Below are 21,987 nucleotides of genomic sequence, written 5' to 3'. Positions count from 1 at the left end.
CGGGTGGGAGGACGGGCTATGAACAAAGAAGATCAGGTCATAATGGGTTTCAGGGACTTATATAATAAGATGGTTTGGCTTAATAAGGATAAGATGGAAGACAGTCTTAAGGGTTATAAGTCTTCTGAAGTACATTGTATCGAATACATTGAAAAAAATGTAGATTCCAACGTGACAAAACTTGCGGAGTCCTTTTATATGACTCGCGGTGCCATAAGTAAAATGACTAAGAAGCTTATAAAAAAAGGCCTCATCGAAAGCTACCAGAAGTCGGACAACAAGAAAGAAATCTATTTTAGGCTTACTGAGCAAGGGAAAGTAATTTATAAAATTCATGAGGACCTACACAAAGAGTTTCAAGAGCGGGATAAAGCCGTATTTGAGCAGGTAACCGAGGAACAGTTCGACAGTATGCTTAGCTTCTTGGAAAAGTATAGTAGGCATTTGGATGCAGAAATAAAGAAGCTGGGTATAGATATTGAGTCTGAGTAAAGATGAATAATGAAATGAAACCACAGGCAGCCGGACTCTATTGAGAACAGGCTGTCTTTTTATTACTATTATTTTGTTGACAGGGAAACAAAAATGTAATACGATGAATTTGTTTCCGAGGAATCAAAACAATAACTATCGAGGAGAAACTTTAAATGCCCATATTTAGATCACACAATGAACAAAACACAGAACAAACCGTAGATAAACACGCTTTAATATTCGGTCTTATCTCTGTATTTCTTTGCGGAATAGGCTTCAGTATCATAGCACCTGTCGTCCCATTCTTAGTGCAGCCTTATATAAGCAATCCCGGAGAACAAGTTATAGTCGTTACGCTGCTGACCTCTGTTTATGCAGTCTGCGTGTTTTTTGCGGCCCCCGCACTTGGGGCTTTGAGCGACAGATATGGCCGTCGTCCATTGCTCTTAGTATGCCTTCTGGGTTCCGCAATCGGCTACTTCGTTTTTGGCATAGGAGGAGCTCTCTGGATACTATTTGCTGGACGCATAATAGAAGGTATAACAGGCGGGAGCGTAAGCACGATCTTCGCATATTTTGCAGATATCATTCCTCCTGAACAGAGAACCAAATACTTTGGATGGGTGAGTGCGGTTGTAGGTGTAGGTGCGGTCATTGGCCCGACTCTAGGCGGATTACTTGCCAACTTTGGTTATGCTGCCCCCATGTATTTTGGAGCCATAATCACTTTGCTGAACGTTGTTTATGGATACTTTTTTATGCCTGAGAGCCTTAACAAGAACAATAGACTTAAAGAGATTACTCTCATGAGGTTAAATCCATTTACACAGCTGACAAGCATACTTTCCATGAAAAACTTAAATCGGCTACTTGTCTCAGCGTTCTTACTTTGGATACCCAACGGATCTTTACAGGCCGTTTTTTCGCAATTTACACTGGATACTTTCAGTTGGGATCCTGCACGAATTGGACTTATGTTTTCAATTATGGGATTACAGGACATCCTTTCACAAGGTTTCATAATGCCAAAGCTTTTGAAAAAACTTAGTGATAAACAGATAGCAATTCTTGGAATGGTTGCGGAAATTATAGGCTACAGCTTTATTGCAGCATCGGCTTTGCTCTCATTCTATCCGCTTTTTATCGCTGGAATGTTTATATTTGGTTTTGGTGATTCGATCTTTGGGCCTTCATTCAATGGTATGCTCTCCAAGTCTGTCGATTCCAGTGAACAAGGAAGGATTCAAGGAGGTAGCCAATCTATTCAGGCTTTAGCAAGAATGATTGGACCTATCATTGGAGGTCAAATCTATATATCACTTGGTCATGCAGCACCCGCTTTTATGGGTATGATTCTTATAGCAGCGGCAATAGCAGTTTTGTATAAGAGAATGGATGTAAAGACCATGCAAGAGAGCAAAGTGTAAAACAAGCTGCCCTGTGGTAAAAAATATTATTCAAGTCCGGTTGAGTTTATTTCAGCCGGGCTTTTTATTGAAAATTGATGGAAATTGAGCTGGAATTCTCAGCATGAGTTGATTTATGACGGTATTTTATATACGATGGAATTATCGGGAAAATGAAGGAGACGGAAGAGAGATGCCAAAAAAAGTAAAAGTGTCCGATCTTGTGGCGGAATTTCATTTGGAAGTCATTTGCGGTGAGGGAGGACTGAAAAGACCGATAACCGTAGCAGATTTGTACCGCCCTGGATTAGAGATGGCAGGCTATTATGAGTTTCATCCTATGGAACGAGTGCAAATTTTGGGCAAGACCGAGCTGACGTTCTTTCACGGTCTGTCTGCGGAGGAACGAATGGATCGGATGACCCGTCTATGCGCTCCGGAGGAGACACCGTGTATTTTGGTCAGCCGCGGTTTGGATGTGCCGATTGAGCTGTTGGCCGCTGCAAATGAAAAACAGATTCCGGTGCTGCGTACGCCTCAGTCCACTACGATTTTGGCAAGCCGAATTACAGGCTTTTTGGAAAACAAGCTTGCGCCATCCACAACGATTCATGGCGTTCTAGTTGATGTATATGGGATTGGGATCTTGATATCCGGTTCCAGTGGTATTGGTAAAAGCGAGACTGCACTGGAGCTGGTGAAACGTGGACATCGGTTGATTGCGGATGATGCCGTTGAAATTCGTCAAACGGCTGATCATGTGCTGGTGGGTAATGCGCCGGAGCTGATCCGTCATTTGTTAGAAATCCGTGGTGTGGGTATCATTAATATGATGACTTTATTCGGTGCTGGCGCGATCCGCAACTTGAAGAAAATTTCTGTCGTGATTAAGCTGGAAACGTGGCAGCAGGACAAGCAGTACGATCGGTTAGGTTTGGACGAAGAGACAACACGTATTATAGAAACGGATATTCCATTGGTCACGATTCCGGTTCGCCCAGGACGAAATCTGGCGGTTATTATCGAGGTAGCAGCCATGAACTATCGGTTAAAACGGATGGGTTATAATGCTGCGCTGCAGTTTACAAACAAGCTTACGGAAACATTGGCCGAGGATATGGATGATATGGAATAAGAGAAGGCTTCGGCATTCAGAAGGGAGAACAACATGTGGTTGGCAATGAATCCGATTGCATTCGGGATCGGGGCACTACAGGTGCATTGGTACGGTATTATTTTGGGAACGGCAGCTTTAATGGGCTTATTATTAGCTATTCGAGAAGGTAAGCGTTTTGGGATGAATCCGGATTTTTATATGGATTTGGTGCTGCTTGGAGTCCCTTCAGCTATTATTGGCGCGCGTATTTATTATGTCGCTTTCAAGTGGGAGGATTACAGGGATAATTTATCCGAGGTATTCATGGTCTGGCATGGCGGGATCGCTATCTATGGCGCACTGATCGGAGCTGTTATCTGTGCAGTGATTTATACGCGTCGCAAGGGCTACAGCTTTTGGCGTATTGCTGATGTGTGTGCACCGGGTTTGATTATCGGCCAGGCTATCGGGCGCTGGGGGAATTTTATTAATCAGGAGGCCCATGGGGGGCCTGTGAGTGAGGCGTTTTTAAGAAACTCACTGCATTTGCCGGATTTTATTGTGAATCAGATGCTGATCAATGGCCAATATTATCATCCAACCTTTTTATATGAATCGGTATTTAACTTTATAGTTTTATTGCTGTTGCTAGTGCTGCGCAGACGTCCGTTTTTACGCGCGGGAGAGCTGTTTTTAAGTTACTTCATAGGGTATTCGATTGTCCGGTTTTTCGTCGAGGGCTTAAGAACAGATAGCCTGGATTTCACTGGACCTGCTTGGCTGGCTTCCCTGATGAACGGTTTATGGGCGCCTATGCGGGCGTTAGGCTTCGAATCGGGCTTTATGACCTATGGTGGCAATGTCCGGATTTCGCAGCTGCTTGCGATATTGATCATCATCTTCGCTGTAGTGTTCATGATGTACCGCAGAAAAAGCGGTGCTTCAGTGGAACGTTATTACGATCCTATCCGACCTATCCGACCTATCGGATATGTGGAGGAAGCGTCATCTGACCCTTCTGAACATTCTGCAGTACCTGTTCTAACAGGTATCCCGGTGGTTAGCCCACCTTCTGCAGATCAGATTGTGGCCGAGCATGCTGAACATGCTTCTGATAAAAATAAAGAATCTACGGAAGTTCAGAGCGTTCAACTTGAGAAGGAAGAAAATAAGCCAAACAAACCTTCTGAATGAAATAAGTAGGCCCAGCTAGAGCGTGTCCCGCAGGGACGATGCGTCCCGTGAAAAAGCAACGTCACTCAAAGCCAAGCGTGTCCGAAGGACGAAAGCGTCCCGAATACACGTCAGTCAGCAAACGATATAACACCACCCAAGTCAAGCGTGTCCCGCAGGGACGAAAGCGGCCCGAGAACACATAAAGTCTGCATACGCTCCAAGGGAGTCCAGAGGGCAGTGCCCTTTGGGGCCCTCCCTATAGGGAGGGTTTGGGAGGGTAAAGAAAATTAGGGAGGACAATTCAGTCACATGATTCATACCGTATTATTTGACCTTGATGGAACGATTATCGATACGAACGAGCTGATTATACAGTCGTTTTTGCATACATTTGAAGGCATTACCGAACAGCCAGTCACCAGGGAGCATATTATTCCTAACATGGGTCGGCCGTTAATCGAACAAATGAAGTTTTTTTCGGGTAGAGACAGTGTGGGCGATCTGGTACATAAGTACCGGACATTTAACATTGAAAAGCATGATGAACTGGTGACAGAGTTTACAGGTGTTCGTGAAACGCTGGGTAAGCTGCATGTGGCTGGCATCAAAATGGGAATTGTCACAAGCAAGGTTAGAATTACTTCAGAAATGGGTTTAAGGTTGTGCGGGCTCTACGATTATTTTGATACGATCGTTACGGTTGAGGATGTCAAATGGCCAAAGCCTGATCCGGAAGGCATACGTAAAGCTTTGAAAGGGCTAGGCTCTGACGCAGAGGGTGCTGTCATGGTTGGAGATAGTCATTACGATATAGAGGCAGCCCATAATGCCGGTATTCCTGCGGTAGCTGTTGCCTGGTCACTCAAGGGAATTCCGTATTTGCAACAGTACAGTCCTACGTACATCATACAAGACATTAAGGAATTACTTAAGATCACAGGAGTCGAGGAGAAGTCGCTTGAGACAAACGGATAAATTTCCGGTAGATGGACCTAATTCGCTTTGGCAAATGTATCGGACGGTTAGCCGCTGGAAGGCGGTTCGTAATTTTGTATGCATTCAAATTTCGAGATATACACCGTCACTTCCCATGAAGCGCTGGATTTATCGTCATATGCTGGGGATGAAGGTAGGGCATCAAACCTCCTTTGCTTTAATGGTGATGGTCGATGTATTTTTTCCAGAGCGCATTGAGGTTGGGGATAATACGATCATAGGCTATAATTCGACAATCCTCACTCATGAATATTTAATTAAAGAATACCGCATAGGAACGGTGCGTATTGGCTCTCATGTAATGATTGGGGCGAATACAACGATTCTTCCAGGAGTGACGATTGGAGACCATGCGGTGATAGGCGCAGGCTCTGTCGTGCATAAGAATGTGGCGCCTTATAGCTTTGTGGCTGGTAATCCGCTGCAGGTGATACGTCAAGATGTAAGAGCAAATCTTGCGGATCATCAAAAATAATAAAAAAGCAGTGTCCAGACTAAATAGCTGGGTACTGCTCTTTGTTATGTATTTCTAGTAAACCCATAACTTTATAGTAGACAATTTACTCAAAAGTTCGATAAAGCCCTGATCGTCTTTTAAACCAGTCGAACAGATGGGAAGCGATGACCTTCAGCACAGCGTAGCCAGGAACAGCAAGAATAATTCCCACGAGTCCGAACAGGTTGCCTGCCGTCAAAATAACAAAAATGATCGTAATCGGATGGATTTTTAATGTTTTGCCCATAATTTGCGGGGAAATAAATTTACCCTCTATTAACTGTACGATGGTCCAGATAACAATCATTTTGAGCAGCATGACGGGAGAGGTGACAGCTGCAACGATTAGAGCCGGTGTAATCGCAATGGCGGGTCCCAAATAAGGAACAACACTGGTAAAAGCAGCGATGATGGCGAGAATCAGCGAATATTTCAGACCGATAATCAGATAACCGATATAGAGCAGAAATCCGATGCAAAAGCTGACAATAATTTGGCCACGAATGTAGGTGCTGATTTGATGGTTCATTTCGGACATGACCTCGAAGGTCTGATTGCGAAACGAATTAGGCAGGAAGCTTAATATGTAATCGGGTAATCGTTTACCTCCTTTAAGCAAGTAGAACAAAATAAAAGGGACTACGGCAATTGCGAGCAAGGTTTCGGTAATAAATCCAATAAAGCTTCCGATGCTGGCTCCTGCGAGACTTACAATGGAACTCAGTCGCTGGGTTATGGTTTGGGTCCAATCGCTCGGATTGAAGCCGGTTGTTTGCTGAATTTGATTGAAGATGTCATTCCCTATCCACGATTCAAAATTAAGCTGAACCTGCTCGCTGTAGGCTGGAAAATTGTGAACGAGCTCCATAATTTGCGTATGGATGACGGGGATAACAGCAAGAATCAAAAGCGTAATGACGGCAAGAATCAAGATGTAAAGTGAGATAATCGAGTAAATCCGCTTCATGTGTTTACGTTCGAGCAGATCGACAATTGGATTTAATAAATAATATACGACTCCTGTCAAGATCAGCGGCAGCAGGACAGTTTTGACAAGTACAATGAATGGTTTAAATACAAAAGGAATTTTGTTCAGTACAAAGATGTTAAGACCGATCAACAGCAGGGTTAGCAAGAATAAAACAAACTTATTATTTAAAAACAATCTTTTGAACCGATCCGGCCTGATTTCAGGTAGCTGCATGTTCTTGCCTCCACAAATAGATTAGAACGAGAATTTTCCTTATTAATCATTACTCAATCAGGTAATATTTCAAACATGTTAGGAGATATGGATATGTACGATATGCCAGTATGATAGATGCTTTACGTATATATAGGATTCCCAATTGGGAATTATTTCATAAGCTCTGCATGAATACATTTTGCCGTACATGTACGGTCAATTCTGTATTGACGTTAGACACTTTCGATGGTACACTAACGATTATATTCTTTAACTTGGTAGTATGGTAGCACATTATCGCGCTAAAGTAAACGTAAAAATAATTAAGCAGGATATAGGTGGGTGAAGAGCGGTGTCCAAACCAAAGGTATTTGAAAAGCCAACCGGAGTCAAGGATTATCTTCCGGAGGCCGTAGCTAAATTGCGGACCATTGAAACGAATGTATTGAACTGTATGGAGCGTTGGGGATATTCGGAGATTATTACGCCAACATTAGAGTTTTATGATACGGTGGGGGTAGCTAGCTCTACGGAGGATCGGAAGCTGTTTAAATTGTTGGACCGCAAGGGAACTACGCTTGTGATGCGTTCTGATATGACAGCGCCGATTGCACGGGTCGTATCCTCCCTGTTGAAGCAGCAGGCTTTTCCAATACGACTTTCGTATCATGCGAATATATTTCGTGCGATTGAAGCGGAAGCAGGACGGGATGCAGAATTTTTTCAAACTGGTGTGGAGCTGGTAGGGGATGCATCCTCAGAATCCGATGCGGAAGTGATTGCCTTGGCGATAGCGAGTCTGCAAGCGGCCGGGGTCAAGGATTTCAAGATTGCGCTTGGCCACGTAGGTTTTCTGACAGGGCTCTTTAATGAAACACTTCAGGAGCGTAAGGATGAGCAGCAGAGCCTGAAGGAATGTTTGTTGAATCGGGATTATGTAGGCTATCGGGAACATATCAAGGCACTTGGTTTAAGCGAAGCGCTGCAATCAGAGCTGGAAGGTATTCTGAGATTGCGTGGCGGCGAGGAAATCTGCGCCCAGGCTCGACAGGTTACAAAGGATCCGGTAGCTCAGCAATCGATAGCACATTTGTGTCAGGTATGGGATGTGTTAAAGGCTTATGGTGTTAGTGGGCATGTGTTGATTGATTTAACGATGATCGGTGACTTTTCCTATTATACGGGTATGACATTTGAGGGATATGCAGCTGATTTGGGTTTTCCGGTATGCAGCGGCGGTCGGTATGACAATTTGCTTACGCAATTCGGACGACCAGCTCCCGCTACGGGATTTGCGCTTAAAACAAACCGGATTTTGGAAGTGGTCAGCAAACAGCCTATCGAATCCAGCTTTCGGGTATTGATAGCCTATAAAGCTAGTGGGCGAGAGGCTGCCTTTCGGACAGCCAAGGAGCTGCGTGCACGGGAAGGCACGAAGGTCGAGACCAGACTGCTCTCTGAACAAGATGGTCAATTAGCTGCCGTTCGGCTGGACGATGATACATTTGTAGTGAACGGCGTTTCTTATGGGGATGTCATAGAGTTTGAATAAAGGAGCGGGACCTATGCAGGATGTATTGAAAGTGGCGATGCCCAAAGGGCGTATCTATAAACAGGCTTCCAGGTTATTTCGCGAGGCGGGGCTTTTGATTCCTGAGGATATGGATGATTCACGAAAGCTGATCATTCCAGTGCCTGAGGCTAATATGGAATTCATTATGGCTAAACCGGTCGATGTACCCACATATGTGGAGTATGGCGTAGCTGATATCGGGGTTGTGGGCAAGGATGTATTAATGGAAGAAGACCGTGATGTATATGAGCTATTGGATTTGGGTATCGCACGCTGCCGGATGTCCGTTATTGGCTTGCCCGATTGGCAGCCGGTATTGAACCCAAGAGTAGCGACGAAATATCCCAATGTGGCTTCCCAATTTTTTCGTGAGCGTGGTCAGCAGGTAGAGGTCATTAAGCTGAACGGTTCCATTGAGCTGGCTCCTTTAATCGGTCTTGCAGATCGTATTGTGGATATGGTTGAGACCGGACAAACGCTGAGGGATAATGGACTCGTGGAGCAGGAAGAGATTTTTGCGATTACGACCCGTTTGATTGCCAATCGTGTCAGCTACCGGATGAAAAATGCAACCATTCAAGCGCTTTGTGACAAGCTGCAGCAGATGCTTGCGTCTGTACGCTAAAATTACAGGAAAATTTGCAGAATCAGGATGGGATGAGAAAGGGGAGTCTGCCATGAAAATTGTGCCGGCAAGCGAATTCTCGCTGCGACGCGAGCTTGAATATGGCTCAGAGGAGCAAAATGATCGGGTTAAGCTTATTATCGAGGCTGTGCGAAACGAGGGCGATACAGCGCTGCGTCGCTTCTCACAGCAGTTCGATGGGGTGAATGTACAGGAACTGCGAGTGAGCAAGGAGGAAATTGAAGCTGCCTATGCGTCAGTGGATGAGAGCTTTCTCACTGCACTGCGTGAGGCCGCGGTTCGGATCCGCAGCTTTCATGAGAAGCAGAAGCGTACTTCCTGGATGGATTTGCAGCCGGATGGCAGCATTCTCGGGCAGGTTGTCCGACCGCTGCGGCGTGTGGGCCTATACGTACCAGGAGGGAAAGCAGCCTATCCATCATCGGTGCTGATGAATGCGATCCCTGCCACGGTAGCAGGCGTTCCAGAAATTGTAATGGTCACCCCCCCTGCAACAGCCGGGGTTGACGGTATTGATCCTCATATCCTCGTGGCGGCTGCAGAAGCTGGTGTTAGCGAAATTTACCGTGTCGGTGGTGCGCAAGCGGTAGCGGCTCTGGCATACGGAACGGACACGATTCCAGCAGTTGATAAAATCGTGGGTCCCGGTAATATTTACGTTGCTCTGGCCAAACGTTACGTGTTCGGTGTTGTGGATATCGACAGTATCGCCGGACCAAGTGAAATTGTCGTGTTAGCTGACGATACGGCCGATGCCTCTTATGTAGCGGCAGATTTGTTGTCTCAGGCTGAGCATGACGAGATGGCATCTGCCATACTGGTTACGCCTTCGAAAGAACTTGCTGAGGCCGTGCAGGCAGAGGTTGCCCGACAGCTGGACACCTTGCCGAAGCGTGATATAGCTGCTCAGTCGATTCGCGATAATGGTGCTATTCTGACTGTTGCAACCTTGGAAGAAGGCGTAAAAGCCGTTAACGAGCTTGCGCCCGAGCATCTCGAAATCATTACAGCAGATCCATTCCAGTATTTGAGCAAAATTGAAAACGCAGGCGCGATTTTCCTTGGACCATACAGCTCAGAGCCGGTAGGCGACTATTTTGCCGGTCCGAATCATGTGCTGCCTACCAATGGCACCGCAAGGTTCTCCTCGCCGCTCAACATCGATGATTTTATGAAAAAATCGAGTGTTATCTATTATAGTAAGGAAGCACTGCTGCGTGATGGTGCAAAAATCATTAGTTTGGCCCAGCATGAAGGGCTCGAAGCGCATGCCAGAGCCATCCAAATCAGACTTGAGAAAGAAGGGATTTCCATTGACTGACCAACAGCAGGCCGTACGTTCGGCAAATATTGATCGTAAAACGAATGAGACGAATATACAACTATCCTTTAACGTAGATGGAACAGGGATGACACAGCTTGAAACCGATGTACCCTTCTTGAATCATATGCTGGATTTATTCACGAAGCACGGACAATTTGACCTGAATGTAACGGCAAATGGCGATATCGATATTGATGACCACCACACCGTTGAGGATATCGGGATTTGTCTTGGAACTGCTTTGCGCGAAGCCTTAGGAGACAAAAGAGGCATTAAACGGTATGCCAATGTATTTATTCCGATGGATGAGGCGCTTGCTCAGGTCGTGATTGATGTCAGCAACCGTCCGCATTTTGAATATCGTGCCGAATATCCGTCAGCACAGGTGGGCAGCTTTACAACCGAGCTGGTGCATGAATTTTTGTGGAAATTTGCTCTTGAAGCGCGGATTACACTGCATGTGATCGTGCATTACGGCCAAAATACGCATCATATGATCGAAGCTATTTTCAAGGCATTAGGGCGTGCATTGGACGAAGCGACGAGCATTGACCCGCGCGTGAAAGGCGTGCCATCGACGAAAGGGGTCCTGTAGCATGATCGCAATCATCGACTATGGAATGGGTAATTTGCACAGCGTCAGTAAAGCTGTCGAGCGGTTAGGTTATAAAGCGCTGGTGACATCGGATGAAAATGAAATTATGGCCGCAGACGGTGCTATCCTACCCGGTGTAGGCGCTTTTGGCGATGCGATGGAGCATCTTCGTGAGTCCCGCCTCGATGCAGTAGCTGTGCGTTATGCACAGTCCGGCAAGCCGCTGCTCGGTATTTGCCTCGGTATGCAGCTGCTGTTCACCAGCAGTGAGGAGCATGGCTCTTACGAGGGATTGAACCTGCTGCCAGGCAAGGTGGTCCGATTCCAGGGCAGCTACAAAATTCCGCATATGGGCTGGAATCGACTTCAGTTTCAGCAAAAGAGTCCACTGTTTGCAGGCATCGAAGAAGGCCATGTATACTTCGTTCATTCCTTTCACGCACTGCCAGAGCAAGCATCGGATTTATTGGCAGTAACGGACTACTATCAACAGGTCACTGCTATTGTGGGGCGTGGCAATGTATATGGCATGCAGTTTCACCCGGAGAAAAGCGGCAGTATCGGCATGCAGCTTTTGAGTAACTTTCTTGGCCTAAGCAAGCTGTAATTCATTGTAGTAACGTTAGCTTGATTATTAAAGATTGGAGGAGATCAATGATGCTTGCAAAACGTATTATTCCTTGTCTGGATGTAAAAGACGGTCGCGTTGTCAAAGGCGTTAATTTCGTGAATCTGCGGGATGCCGGAGATCCGGTTGAGCTGGCGGCGATCTACGATCAGGAAGGCGCAGACGAGCTCGTATTTCTCGATATATCAGCTTCTGTAGAAGGACGTTCGACCATGATCGAGGTCGTCAAAAAGACGGCAGGCGAAATCACGATTCCTTTTACGGTTGGCGGCGGCATATCCAGTGTTGACGATATGAAGCGATTGCTGCGCGCGGGCGCGGATAAGATCGGGATCAATACGGCAGCTGTCCGCAATCCGCAGCTGGTATCGGATGGGGCCAGACGTTTCGGTTCCCAATGTATCGTTGTGGCTGTCGATGCCCGCTATAACAAGGAATGGGAAGAATGGGAAGTATTCACGCACGGCGGACGCAACAGCACAGGCATTAGAGCGCTGGAATGGGTCAAGCGTGTCGAGCAGTTGGGTGCAGGTGAGCTATTGCTGACAAGCATGGATGCGGACGGAACCAAGGATGGTTTCGATCTCCCCTTGACGCGTGCCGTGTCTGAGAGTGTGGGCATCCCTGTGATTGCTTCGGGCGGTGCGGGAACAAAAGATCATTTTTATGATGTATTTGCTGAGGGTAAAGCGGATGCAGGATTGGCTGCAACGATTTTTCATTATAAAGAGCTGACGATTGAAGAGGTTAAGCAGCAATTGAAGCATAGGGGAGTGGAAGTCAGATGAGTAATAGTAAGCAGCAAGCGCAAGAGAACGTTCAGCCTCCGTTATCCGCGGATCAATTAAACGCAGCCATTAAATGGGACGCACAGGGCCTGGTTCCTGCGATTGTCCAGGATGCTGCAAGCAAAGAAGTATTGATGATGGCTTATATGAATCAGGAATCTTTGAAGCTGACTGTGGAATCGGGAGAAACGTGGTTTTGGAGTCGTTCACGTAATGAGCTGTGGCACAAAGGAGCGACCTCTGGTCATATCCAGAAGGTCAAGGCGTTAAAATACGATTGTGACGGTGATACCCTGCTTGTATTGGTAGATCAAACAGGCCCAGCTTGTCATACCGGCGCTTACAGCTGTTTCTTTAACAATGTACCGATCAAGGGACAAACTGCAGGTGCTGCGGACGCTTCTGCTAATAAGGATCGCTTTGCTATTTTAGCCTCATTGGAAGCTCTTATCGCCAAACGTGATGCCGAACGCCCAGTTGGATCCTATACGACCTACCTGTTTGAACAAGGTATCGACAAAATATTGAAAAAAGTCGGCGAAGAAACGTCAGAGGTTATTATTGCCGCCAAAAATCGCGATAACGACGAAATTCGCTATGAAGCGAGTGATCTGATTTTCCATCTGCTGGTATTGCTGCGTGAAGCGAAGCTGCCTTTGGATGAGCTTATGATGGAATTGGATCGTCGCCATCATTCAAAAAAATAACAGGAGAGATTCCGATGCTCATTGATTACCATACTCATCACGTCCGCTGTGGACATGCATCTGGAGAGCTGGAGGAATATGTACAAAAGGGCGTTGAGCTCGGACTGACCCAACTGGGGCTATCCGATCACATGCCCTTGCTCCATGTAGACCCCGCTACCTATTTGCCGGGAATGGCGATGGCGACGGACGAATTGCCGCGTTATGTGGAGGAAGCCTTCCGGCTGCAGCAGCAATATAAGGGCCAGATTGATATACGTGTCGGCCTCGAAGGCGACTACATCGAAGGTTATGAGCAGGACATTGAGCGCATTATCCGTGCGTATCCGTGGGACTACGTGATTGGTTCTGTCCATTTTTTGGGGGAATGGGATATTTCCGATTATCGCCAGCTCGATAAATGGAACGGTCGTGACCCCTATGACGTATATGTACAGTATTATGACGCGGTAGGCAAAGCAGTTCGCACCGGTTTCTATGATTATATCGGTCATATTGATGTGATCAAGCGTTTTGGATTCAAGCCTGAGCAAAATGTTGAGCATCTGGAGAATCAAGCATTGGATGCCGTACGTGCTGCTGGAATGGCCATCGAACTTAATGCATCCGGACTGCGGATGCCGGTTAAGGAAATGTTCCCGAGCCGTCGCATGCTGGAATACTGCTATCAGCAAGGAATTCCACTTACAATAGGCTCTGATGCCCACCAGCCGGATCGACTCACCCAGTATTTGGACCAAGCTGTTGATTTGCTACAAGACATTGGATTTACTGAACTCGCGACTTTTCGTCAGAGACAGCGGACGATGCTTCGGATGTAATTGGTTTATTATGGGGAAATTAAGCTGAATCCATAAAATGGTCAAGTATATTTTCACAATTTCACCTAAATGACTTTTTCTTAATCAATGGGTTTCATGTATAATAGGGTTATGCAGTTTTTGTTGATTTTTATTTTATCTTTGTAAATGTAAACAATCCGTTGATGGAGGTTACCATGTTTAGCGACCAATTGAAAATATTTTCAGGATCATCCAATCCACTGCTTGCCGAACGCATCTGTAAGGAATTGGATGTTCCACTTGGCAAAATCAAGCTGTCCCGGTTCAAATGCGGAGAAATCTACTGTCATTATGAGGAAACCATTCGTAACTGTGATGTGTTTCTGGTGCAGACGTTTTCCCATCCGATCAACGAGCACTTCATGGAATTGTTGGTGATGATGGACGCGGCCAAACGTGCGTCGGCCAGAACGATCAATCTGGTCATTCCATACTACGGTTATTCCCGGCAGGAACGTAAGGCTGCCCCGCGTGAACCGATTACGGCCAAGTTGGTAGCGGATTTACTAAATTCCGCAGGAGCTCATCGTGTGATCACGATCGATCTGCATGCTCCGGCTATTCAAGGTTTTTTCAATATACCGGTCGACCATTTAACGGCGCTGGACTTGTTAAGCAGTCACATCAAGAGCCAAAATATTAAAGATTTGATCGTAGTATCTCCGGATGCCGGTGGTGTGACAAGAGCCGAGAATTTGGCTAATGTACTGGAAGCACCTATTGCTATGATGTTCAAAAAGCGTTATGCGCACAATGAAGCTACGGTTACTCATGTAGTCGGTGATGTTGAAGGCAAAACTCCGATTATTATGGAGGACTTGATTGATACAGGCAAAACGATTGTTAACGTAGTGGAGGGCTTGAAGGAGCGGGGTGCCAACGATGTATTCATCTGTGCCACCCACCCTGTATTCTCGGGACCTGCCTTGCAGCGTCTGGACCACCCGAATATCAGGGAAGTGATTATAACCGATTCGATTGCGATACCACAGGATCACTCATCGCGCTTTAAGGTGCTGTCTGTAGCAGGACTATTGTCCAATGCGATTCGGATTATTAAAGACGGCGGTTCGATCAGCTCGCTGTTTAAATATGGCGGTATTTAAAATTGCTTTAATCCGTATGTATTCGTTCGCTAGTATGCTATAATTTTTGTAGATTAACGCTGATTTCTTTGCGTATTCCAGACGGAACCGGAGGTGCCTTGCCGAGTGGAGAAGAAAAAACGTGCTGCCCAAACCCAACCTAACAAAGTGATACCGATAAAAATGGATGCAACATTCTTTTTCGAACGAGCCGTTCAGTCTTTGGACCGATATCATTACGATAAGGCATTGAAGTATTTTCGTCGTGCCGCTGAATATGAACCGGAGAACCCGGTTAATCATTGCAACTTGGCGGGGCTTCTCTCGGAGATGGGGAATTACGAGGAATCGAATGTTATTTTGCAGCAGGTGCTGGATCAAGTCGATCCGACCATGACGGAATGCTATTTTTATATGGCTAACAATTTTGCCAATATGGAAAATTATGAATCGGCTGAAAAAGCGATTATACATTATTTGGAGCACGATGAATCCGGGCAATTTCTGGAGGAGTCCGAAGAGATGATCGAGCTGCTTACCTATGAGCTGGATCGTCCGACCCAATTGACCGGAATCAAAAGCCGTGAGGGCATGTTCGAGCATGATCGCGCACGGGCAATGCTTGAAGAAGGCAAGTTTACGGAAGCGGTCCGGATATTGGAGAATATTGTAGAAAAACATAGCGATTTTATGGCTGCGCGCAACAATTTGGCCTTGGCTTATTATTACATGGGTTATTTCGACAAGTCGATTGACATGATTCGCCAGGTATTGGAGCTGGATCATGGCAATTTGCATGCTTTGTGTAACCTTGCTATTTTTTACCAGCATTTCGGTGATTTGGATAAGCTTGGCGAGCTGCTGGATGTGCTGCGCAAGACATATCCGTTTCATCAGGATCATGTGTTTAAACTAGCTACTACAATGGGTATCTTAAGTGAGCATGAGACGGCATATCGGCTGTTCAAACGATTGTTGAAGACGGGTGAGGCTGGACTCGACCCTTGTTTATTTCACTATACGGCTGTTGCGGCCTATCATACGAAGCGGTATGGCGAGGCTGAGCGTCAATGGCGGCAAGCGGATAAGTTTGATCCCGGATCAGACATACCGAAGTTCTATTTGAGTATGCTTGAAAAGTCACGTCACGAAGAAGAAAAACCTTCGGTGAGCTATCATTACCATCTTCCGTTCGAAGAGCAGTTCCGTGGTTTGGAAAAGTCGACGGAAGGCTTGCCGGATCATTTAAAGCGCGACCCTTTGGTCAGATCCTCATTCTTCTGGGCACTGCGTCATGGAGACACGGAAACAAAGCTTCAGGTTATTCAGGCGTTTGGTTTGATAGCTGACAATGAAGTGAAGGAAGCTTTGCTGGAGTTCGTACAGGAGCCTGGCGAAGACGATTATTTGAAAAAGGTAGCTATTTTCGTGCTTCGCAGTATCGGTATTCAGGAGCCTGTGGAAGCGGTGCTGGAGGGACGGAAACTGATTGTGCCCGCATCTCCTTTCTCTCCGAATTTGCCCGTCTGGGAACCCAAATGGCAGCAAATTATGGATATGGCGCTGGAGCAAATGGATCGCCGCTATGATATGGTGCAGCAGTATGATTTGCAGACGCTGTGGGTGGAATTTTTGTCTCGTGTATCACCGGATCATACGCCCAAAATATCAAAGGTTGAAGGCTGGGCAGCGGCTCTTGAATATTTAACGGCCAAAATGCATCGCCGCGCTATTTCGTACCAAGAACTGTCGCATCGCTACAGTGTATCGGTCACAACCATCAGCAAAAATGTGAAGATCATTGATGATGCCTGCGGCCTGCGAGAGAAAATGGAAACTATTTTTTCCAAGTTTTCCAGCTTCGACAATAAAGCTAAATAAAATTTTATTTTGTTTAAAAAGATTTTAGGTTTAACAATATGCTGATGATGCTGTTAGCAAAATATAAAGGAGGATACCAGCATGTACAGAACAATCGTAATCGGAACAGGTCCTGCGGGGTTGACTGCAGCCATTTATTTGGCTCGTGCGAACCTGAATCCTCTGGTTATTGAAGGACCGGAGCCAGGAGGTCAGTTAACAACAACAACCGAGGTTGAGAATTTTCCCGGATTCCCTGAAGGTATTATGGGACCCGAACTCATGGACAACATGCGTAAGCAGGCCGAGCGCTTTGGAGCCGAGTTCAAGACGGGTTGGGTAAATTCAATCGATTTGTCGAACCGTCCATTCAAGCTTTCGGTTGAAGGTCTGGGCGATATTGAAGCGGAAAGCATCATCATTTCGACAGGAGCTTCTGCCAAGCTGTTGGGTATTGAGAATGAGAAGGAAAGTATCGGTCACGGTGTCAGCACCTGTGCAACCTGTGATGGCTTCTTCTTCCGCGGCAAGAAAATTATTGTAGTGGGTGGCGGTGACTCTGCGATGGAGGAAGCCAACTTCCTGACACGTTTTGCTACGGATGTGAAGCTTGTACATCGCCGCAGCGAGCTGCGGGCCTCCAAAATTATGCAGGATCGCGCTCGTGAGAATGCCAAGGTTTCTTGGGGACTTAACAAAACGCCAATAGCTGTTATTTCTGGTGATCGTGGAGTAACGGGCTTAAAGGTGCTGGACAACGAAACGGGCACAGAAGAAGTGATCGAAACTGACGGTATCTTCGTTGCGATCGGACACAGACCGAATACCGGGTTCCTTGCAGGGCAAATTACTACAGATGAAACCGGCTATATTATCGTAAAACCTGGAACTTCCCTTACCAACGTTGAGGGTGTATTCGCCTGTGGCGATGTGCAGGACAGCAAATACCGTCAAGCCATTACAGCAGCCGGCAGTGGTTGTATGGCAGCTCTTGATTGTGAGAAGTTTTTGGATGGTCATATGGTTCATGATTGGAGCCAGTCCCTATAATTTCTACAAAACGTGGGCGTTCAGGACCCACGTTTTTTAGTCTTTTTTTAATTTCCTTTGCCTTGACCTGTAGTTAGGCTTGGCTTATAGTTGGTATGAAGATTTATGCAATCATAGCTTATGAGGTGACCTGGTAATGGGAAAGAACGTTTATGTTGGAGTCGACTTGGGAGGAACTACGATCAAGGTAGGCCTTTGCGACGAGTCAGGCAAGCTGCTGCATACGTATGAAGGACCGACTGGAACGGAGCACGGTTCGGACGTAGTTTTGGAAAATATTGCGCAATATGTACGTAAGCTCGTTGTGGATTCGTCACATGATTGGGAGCAGGTAGCTGGAATCGGAGCGGGTATTGCCGGATTTATGGATATTCCTGAAGGCTTCATCAAGCTGTCTCCTAACCTGGGCTGGCGTAATGTGCCTGTGAAGAAGATCCTGGAAGAAAAGCTCGGCAAAACGGTGAAAATCGACAACGACGCCAACGTAGCTGCACTTGGCGAGGCATGGAGCGGTGCGGGAGCAGGTATCCCGAATGTGGTATGCTATACTTTAGGTACAGGTGTTGGCGGCGGAATTATCATAAACGGAAAAATTTATCAAGGTTTTAAAGGAATGGCTGGCGAGTTGGGTCATATAAAGGTAGTACCGGATGTTGAAGCCATTCGATGCGGCTGTGGCATGTATGGTTGTTTGGAGACGGTCTCTTCGGCTACAGGAATTATTCGTATGGGTAAGGAAGCGGTCGAACGTGGCGAGCATACGTCGCTGGCTTTAGTTGAAGTGCTGACAGCCAAAGATGTGCTGGATGCAGCCAAATCCGGTGATGAGGTATCTTTGCGGATTGTGAACCGCGCTGCGATGTATTTAGGTAAATCGATGGCAGCTGTCTCTGTTGTATTAAATCCACAACGTTTTATTATTGGTGGTGGCGTATCCAAGGCTGGCGAATTTTTATTCGATGCCATACGTAAGTATTATCATGAGTACACGCAGGAAACAGCCAGAGAGGGCGTAGATATTGTTCCAGCTACCCTTGGAAACGATGCTGGTGTAGTCGGAGCTGCAGGCTTGAACCTGCATTCTTGAATGAGGAGGAAACTCGCATGGAAGAATTGCATTCCCTTGGCAAGCTGGTCATCATTACCGGTATGTCCGGAGCGGGCAAAACGATTGCGGTGCAGAGCCTGGAGGATCTCGGTTTTTTCTGTGTAGATAACCTGCCCCCGGTTCTGATTCCCAAATTCGCAGAATTGATTGAGCAGTCAAAGGGCCGGATAGGCAAGGTGGCTCTGGTCATTGATTTGCGCGGTCGGGAATTCTTCACTTCCTTGTCGGAATCTCTGCGTTTTTTAAGGGAAAATCAGGCCTTAAAGTACGAAATTGTGTTTCTGGACGCTACCGATTCGGTGCTTGTCCAACGTTACAAGGAAAGCCGACGTAAGCATCCCTTGGCTCCTGCGGGTGCGCCGCTGGAAGGAATTCTGCAGGAACGCAAGCTGCTGGAGGAGCTGAAGGGTATGGCGACGCAAGCCATTGATACCAGCAGTTTGAAGCCGGCCCAGTTAAAGGAAAAGATCGTATCCCGGTTTACCCATACCGAAAAGGACGGAATTTCGATTAATGTGATTTCGTTCGGTTTTAAATATGGGATACCGATCGATGCCGATTTAATATTTGATGTGAGATTTTTGCCTAATCCCCACTATGTGGACGCATTGCGGCCCAATACGGGTCAGGATTCCGAAGTGTATGACTATGTGATGAAGTGGGGTGAAACTCAGGAATTCCTGGTCAAACTGCTTGATATGCTTCACTTTCTGATTCCGCAGTATAAGAAGGAAGGCAAAAGCCAGGTCGTGCTCGGCATTGGCTGTACAGGCGGCAAGCACCGATCCGTGGCTATCGCTGAATATTTGGGTAAAGTGATGGGGAATAGTGAAACGGAGATCGTGCGAGTCAATCACCGAGACGCTGAACGAGACCGAGTTGAGGTGAAAATATGACCTATGTTTACGGGGGAAATGATCGACCTCGTATCGTTGTCATCGGAGGCGGAACCGGTCTATCCGTCATGCTGCGCGGACTCAAGGAAAAGCCGTTGGATATTACAGCAATTGTGACTGTAGCGGATGACGGAGGCAGCTCAGGCATTCTGCGCTCAGAGCTTGCAATGGTTCCCCCGGGTGATATTCGCAACGTGCTGACTGCACTCGCAGACGTAGAACCGCTGCTTGGCAAAATGCTGGAGTATCGTTTTCAGAAAGGCCAAGGATTGGCTGGCCATAGTTTGGGTAATCTAATTTTGGCTGCGATGCAAGATATTACAGGTGATTTTGTCACGGGTGTCCGTGAGCTGAGCCGTGTATTCGCCGTTCGGGGAAGGGTGCTGCCTGCAGCGAACCACGCTATCGTGTTGAAGGCGGAAATGACCGATGGCAGCATCGTTGTCGGAGAGTCCAAAATTCCAAAGGCAGGAAAAACTATCAAGCGCGTGTTTATCGAGCCTGCCGATGTATCCCCGCTGCCTGAAGCGATTGAAGCGTTGAAGCAGGCGGATGCGATTGTGCTCGGCCCTGGCAGCTTGTATACTAGTATTTTACCGAACCTGCTCGTTCCAGAAATTGCTCGTACGATAGTTCAGTCGAAAGCACTGAAAATTTTTATTTGCAACGTGATGACGCAGCCAGGTGAGACGGACGGCTACAGTGTCAGTGATCATATTAAGGCGCTTCACGATCATGTTGAGCAAGATCTGTTCGATTATGTTATTGTTAATAACGGGGAGATTCCTCCTCAGGTCCAAGATCGATATGCAGAAAAGGGTGCCAAGGTTGTTCATCTTGATCTCGATGCGGTAACTTTACAAGGGTATAAAGTCATCGCAGATCAATTAATTTTATTCCGAACTTACCTGCGCCACGATGCGGAAAAGCTCAGTCAGCATATTTATCAGCTGGTGGAGAGCTGGATGCACAAGAAGAGGTGATTCCCCGTGTCTTTCGCCGCACAAACGAAAAAAGAACTAACCTTAATTCAGTCTGATGAATGTTGTGAAAAGGCTGAACTATCTGCCCTCATTCGTATGAACGGTTCCGTACAGCTGACGAATCAACGAGTCGTCCTTGACATCAGCACTGAAAACGCAGCTATTGCCCGTCGTATCTATTCTTTGCTCAAAAAGAAATTCAACGTACACATCGAATTGCTGGTCCGTAAAAAGATGCGGCTGAAAAAAAACAATGTGTACATGGTCCGGATTCCGAATCAGGTCCAGGATATACTGTCCGAGCTGCGAATCGTATCCGAAGGCTTTATGTTTACCACGGATATTGATGAGGCATTAATTCCGGATGAATGCTGTCAGCGTGCTTACTTGCGGGGAGCTTTTCTGGCAGGCGGTTCTGTTAATAATCCGGAGGGTTCGTCCTACCACCTGGAAATTTCATCGATGTACGAAGAGCATTGCCATGCTTTATGTGATCTTGCCAATCGTTTTGAACTGAATGCACGGTGTATCGAACGTAAAAAAGGCTTTGTACTGTACATCAAGGAAGGCGAGAAGATCATTGAATTGTTAAGTCTTATTGGTGCCCATCAAGCTTTATTGCGTTTTGAAGATGTCAGGATCATGAAGGATATGCGCAATTCAGTGAATCGTTTGGTCAATTGCGATACGGCCAATTTGAATAAAACCATCGGTGCTGCCGTACGCCAGATCGAAAATATCCGCCTGATTCAAAAAGAGATCGGGTTGGAAAACCTGCCGGAAAAATTGCGCGAGGTCGCTGAGGTGCGGATGCAAAACCCTGATATTAACTTAACCGAGGTCGGGGAACTGCTAAAGGGCACTGTAAGCAAATCCGGTGTCAACCACAGGCTTCGTAAAATTGACGAGATGGCTGAGAAAATTCGAAAAGCTTGAGCGAACGTGCTTCATGCAGATATTTTATGTAAATTTTCAATAGTTCTAGTGTAAAGGGTTTAAAAATGATATAATGGTTGAAAAATCGCTTTTTCATGATCATTGAATTAAATGGTCATTTGCAATTTAAGATTTA

Annotated in this window: 22 protein-coding genes; 21 read left to right on the top strand and 1 reads right to left on the bottom strand. The window is 46.4% G+C overall.

What is annotated here, in order from left to right; all coding sequences use genetic code 11:
- Positions 1-18: 18 nt before the first annotated feature.
- The 6 genes from NST47_RS00190 (at position 19) to NST47_RS00165 (ending at position 5,623) form a co-directional block, all read left to right on the top strand.
- Complete coding sequence (locus tag NST47_RS00190; protein ID WP_341153450.1) at positions 19-492, top strand: MarR family transcriptional regulator; 474 nt, start codon at positions 19-21, stop codon at positions 490-492.
- Positions 493-647: 155 nt separating this feature from the next.
- Entirely contained in the window at positions 648-1,901 is a 1,254-nt protein-coding gene (locus tag NST47_RS00185) for an MFS transporter (RefSeq protein WP_341153449.1), read from the top strand.
- A gap of 172 nt (positions 1,902-2,073) precedes the next feature.
- On the top strand, positions 2,074-3,015 hold the full coding sequence (gene hprK / locus NST47_RS00180; protein ID WP_341153448.1) for an HPr(Ser) kinase/phosphatase: 942 nt from the start codon (positions 2,074-2,076) through the stop codon (positions 3,013-3,015).
- Between the two features lie 33 nt (positions 3,016-3,048).
- A complete protein-coding gene (lgt, locus tag NST47_RS00175; protein ID WP_341153447.1) occupies positions 3,049-4,170 on the top strand; it encodes a prolipoprotein diacylglyceryl transferase in 1,122 nt (373 codons plus the stop codon).
- Between the two features lie 291 nt (positions 4,171-4,461).
- Positions 4,462-5,127, top strand: a complete 666-nt coding sequence (gene ppaX / locus NST47_RS00170; protein ID WP_341153446.1) for a pyrophosphatase PpaX — start codon at positions 4,462-4,464, stop codon at positions 5,125-5,127.
- A complete protein-coding gene (locus tag NST47_RS00165; RefSeq protein WP_341153445.1) occupies positions 5,111-5,623 on the top strand; it encodes an acyltransferase in 513 nt (170 codons plus the stop codon). Before ppaX ends, NST47_RS00165 begins: the two co-directional genes overlap by 17 nt.
- A gap of 85 nt (positions 5,624-5,708) precedes the next feature.
- On the opposite strand, the gene NST47_RS00160 is transcribed toward NST47_RS00165, so the two are convergent.
- Positions 5,709-6,848 (bottom strand): AI-2E family transporter, encoded by a 1,140-nt coding sequence (locus NST47_RS00160; RefSeq protein ID WP_341153444.1) that lies wholly within the window; start codon positions 6,846-6,848, stop codon positions 5,709-5,711.
- Between the two features lie 334 nt (positions 6,849-7,182).
- Here NST47_RS00160 and NST47_RS00155 point away from each other — a divergent pair, with 334 nt between their 5' ends.
- The 15 genes from NST47_RS00155 to whiA all read left to right on the top strand — a co-directional run bounded on the left by NST47_RS00155 (position 7,183) and on the right by whiA (position 21,851).
- Positions 7,183-8,382, top strand: coding sequence for an ATP phosphoribosyltransferase regulatory subunit (locus NST47_RS00155; RefSeq protein WP_341153443.1), 1,200 nt, complete (start codon positions 7,183-7,185; stop codon positions 8,380-8,382).
- A gap of 13 nt (positions 8,383-8,395) precedes the next feature.
- Positions 8,396-9,028: an ATP phosphoribosyltransferase gene (gene hisG / locus NST47_RS00150; protein ID WP_240421542.1), complete on the top strand. Its 633-nt coding sequence runs from the start codon at positions 8,396-8,398 to the stop codon at positions 9,026-9,028.
- A gap of 52 nt (positions 9,029-9,080) precedes the next feature.
- Entirely contained in the window at positions 9,081-10,370 is a 1,290-nt protein-coding gene (hisD, locus tag NST47_RS00145) for a histidinol dehydrogenase (protein ID WP_341153442.1), read from the top strand.
- Complete coding sequence (gene hisB, locus NST47_RS00140; RefSeq protein WP_341153441.1) at positions 10,363-10,968, top strand: imidazoleglycerol-phosphate dehydratase HisB; 606 nt, start codon at positions 10,363-10,365, stop codon at positions 10,966-10,968. Before hisD ends, hisB begins: the two co-directional genes overlap by 8 nt.
- A 1-nt stretch (position 10,969) precedes the next feature.
- Entirely contained in the window at positions 10,970-11,575 is a 606-nt protein-coding gene (gene hisH / locus NST47_RS00135; RefSeq protein WP_341153440.1) for an imidazole glycerol phosphate synthase subunit HisH, read from the top strand.
- Between the two features lie 50 nt (positions 11,576-11,625).
- On the top strand, positions 11,626-12,384 hold the full coding sequence (hisF, locus tag NST47_RS00130; RefSeq protein WP_341159568.1) for an imidazole glycerol phosphate synthase subunit HisF: 759 nt from the start codon (positions 11,626-11,628) through the stop codon (positions 12,382-12,384).
- Positions 12,381-13,091 (top strand): bifunctional phosphoribosyl-AMP cyclohydrolase/phosphoribosyl-ATP diphosphatase HisIE, encoded by a 711-nt coding sequence (gene hisIE / locus NST47_RS00125; protein WP_341153439.1) that lies wholly within the window; start codon positions 12,381-12,383, stop codon positions 13,089-13,091. The genes hisF and hisIE overlap by 4 nt, the downstream gene beginning before the upstream one ends.
- A 14-nt stretch (positions 13,092-13,105) precedes the next feature.
- A complete protein-coding gene (hisJ, locus tag NST47_RS00120; protein ID WP_341153438.1) occupies positions 13,106-13,912 on the top strand; it encodes a histidinol-phosphatase HisJ in 807 nt (268 codons plus the stop codon).
- Between the two features lie 176 nt (positions 13,913-14,088).
- The gene (locus NST47_RS00115) at positions 14,089-15,039 is read left to right on the top strand and encodes a ribose-phosphate diphosphokinase (RefSeq protein WP_341153437.1); all 951 of its coding nucleotides are present in this window, start codon (positions 14,089-14,091) and stop codon (positions 15,037-15,039) included.
- 105 nt (positions 15,040-15,144) lie between these two features.
- Complete coding sequence (locus NST47_RS00110) at positions 15,145-16,899, top strand: tetratricopeptide repeat protein (RefSeq protein WP_445667341.1); 1,755 nt, start codon at positions 15,145-15,147, stop codon at positions 16,897-16,899.
- An 81-nt stretch (positions 16,900-16,980) separates the two neighbouring features.
- Positions 16,981-17,928, top strand: a complete 948-nt coding sequence (trxB, locus tag NST47_RS00105; protein ID WP_341153436.1) for a thioredoxin-disulfide reductase — start codon at positions 16,981-16,983, stop codon at positions 17,926-17,928.
- Between the two features lie 136 nt (positions 17,929-18,064).
- The gene (locus tag NST47_RS00100) at positions 18,065-19,015 is read left to right on the top strand and encodes an ROK family glucokinase (RefSeq protein WP_341153435.1); all 951 of its coding nucleotides are present in this window, start codon (positions 18,065-18,067) and stop codon (positions 19,013-19,015) included.
- A 17-nt stretch (positions 19,016-19,032) separates the two neighbouring features.
- The gene (gene rapZ / locus NST47_RS00095; protein ID WP_076230576.1) at positions 19,033-19,932 is read left to right on the top strand and encodes an RNase adapter RapZ; all 900 of its coding nucleotides are present in this window, start codon (positions 19,033-19,035) and stop codon (positions 19,930-19,932) included.
- Positions 19,929-20,915, top strand: coding sequence for a gluconeogenesis factor YvcK family protein (locus NST47_RS00090; RefSeq protein WP_341153434.1), 987 nt, complete (start codon positions 19,929-19,931; stop codon positions 20,913-20,915). The genes rapZ and NST47_RS00090 overlap by 4 nt, the downstream gene beginning before the upstream one ends.
- A 6-nt stretch (positions 20,916-20,921) precedes the next feature.
- Positions 20,922-21,851 (top strand): DNA-binding protein WhiA, encoded by a 930-nt coding sequence (whiA, locus tag NST47_RS00085; protein WP_341153433.1) that lies wholly within the window; start codon positions 20,922-20,924, stop codon positions 21,849-21,851.
- The last annotated feature ends 136 nt before the right edge of the window (positions 21,852-21,987 follow it).

The sequence above is a fragment of the Paenibacillus sp. FSL H8-0034 genome, assembly GCF_038000305.1.
Classification (GTDB): domain Bacteria; phylum Bacillota; class Bacilli; order Paenibacillales; family NBRC-103111; genus Paenibacillus_S.
Note: the sequence above shows the minus strand (reverse complement) of the source record. Positions and strands in the feature narration are given on the sequence as shown.

Bases quoted from the DNA above. Each gene is read 5' to 3' on its own strand.
- NST47_RS00190 (WP_341153450.1), top strand. From the start codon at position 19: ATGAACAAAGAAGATCAGGTCATAATGGGTTTCAGGGACTTATATAAT.
- NST47_RS00185 (WP_341153449.1), top strand. From the start codon at position 648: ATGCCCATATTTAGATCACACAATGAACAAAACACAGAACAAACCGTA.
- hprK (WP_341153448.1), top strand. From the start codon at position 2,074: ATGCCAAAAAAAGTAAAAGTGTCCGATCTTGTGGCGGAATTTCATTTG.
- lgt (WP_341153447.1), top strand. From the start codon at position 3,049: ATGTGGTTGGCAATGAATCCGATTGCATTCGGGATCGGGGCACTACAG.
- ppaX (WP_341153446.1), top strand. From the start codon at position 4,462: ATGATTCATACCGTATTATTTGACCTTGATGGAACGATTATCGATACG.
- NST47_RS00160 (WP_341153444.1), bottom strand. From the start codon at position 6,848: ATGCAGCTACCTGAAATCAGGCCGGATCGGTTCAAAAGATTGTTTTTA.
- hisG (WP_240421542.1), top strand. From the start codon at position 8,396: ATGCAGGATGTATTGAAAGTGGCGATGCCCAAAGGGCGTATCTATAAA.
- hisD (WP_341153442.1), top strand. From the start codon at position 9,081: ATGAAAATTGTGCCGGCAAGCGAATTCTCGCTGCGACGCGAGCTTGAA.
- hisH (WP_341153440.1), top strand. From the start codon at position 10,970: ATGATCGCAATCATCGACTATGGAATGGGTAATTTGCACAGCGTCAGT.
- hisF (WP_341159568.1), top strand. From the start codon at position 11,626: ATGCTTGCAAAACGTATTATTCCTTGTCTGGATGTAAAAGACGGTCGC.
- hisIE (WP_341153439.1), top strand. From the start codon at position 12,381: ATGAGTAATAGTAAGCAGCAAGCGCAAGAGAACGTTCAGCCTCCGTTA.
- hisJ (WP_341153438.1), top strand. From the start codon at position 13,106: ATGCTCATTGATTACCATACTCATCACGTCCGCTGTGGACATGCATCT.
- NST47_RS00115 (WP_341153437.1), top strand. From the start codon at position 14,089: ATGTTTAGCGACCAATTGAAAATATTTTCAGGATCATCCAATCCACTG.
- trxB (WP_341153436.1), top strand. From the start codon at position 16,981: ATGTACAGAACAATCGTAATCGGAACAGGTCCTGCGGGGTTGACTGCA.
- NST47_RS00100 (WP_341153435.1), top strand. From the start codon at position 18,065: ATGGGAAAGAACGTTTATGTTGGAGTCGACTTGGGAGGAACTACGATC.
- rapZ (WP_076230576.1), top strand. From the start codon at position 19,033: ATGGAAGAATTGCATTCCCTTGGCAAGCTGGTCATCATTACCGGTATG.
- NST47_RS00090 (WP_341153434.1), top strand. From the start codon at position 19,929: ATGACCTATGTTTACGGGGGAAATGATCGACCTCGTATCGTTGTCATC.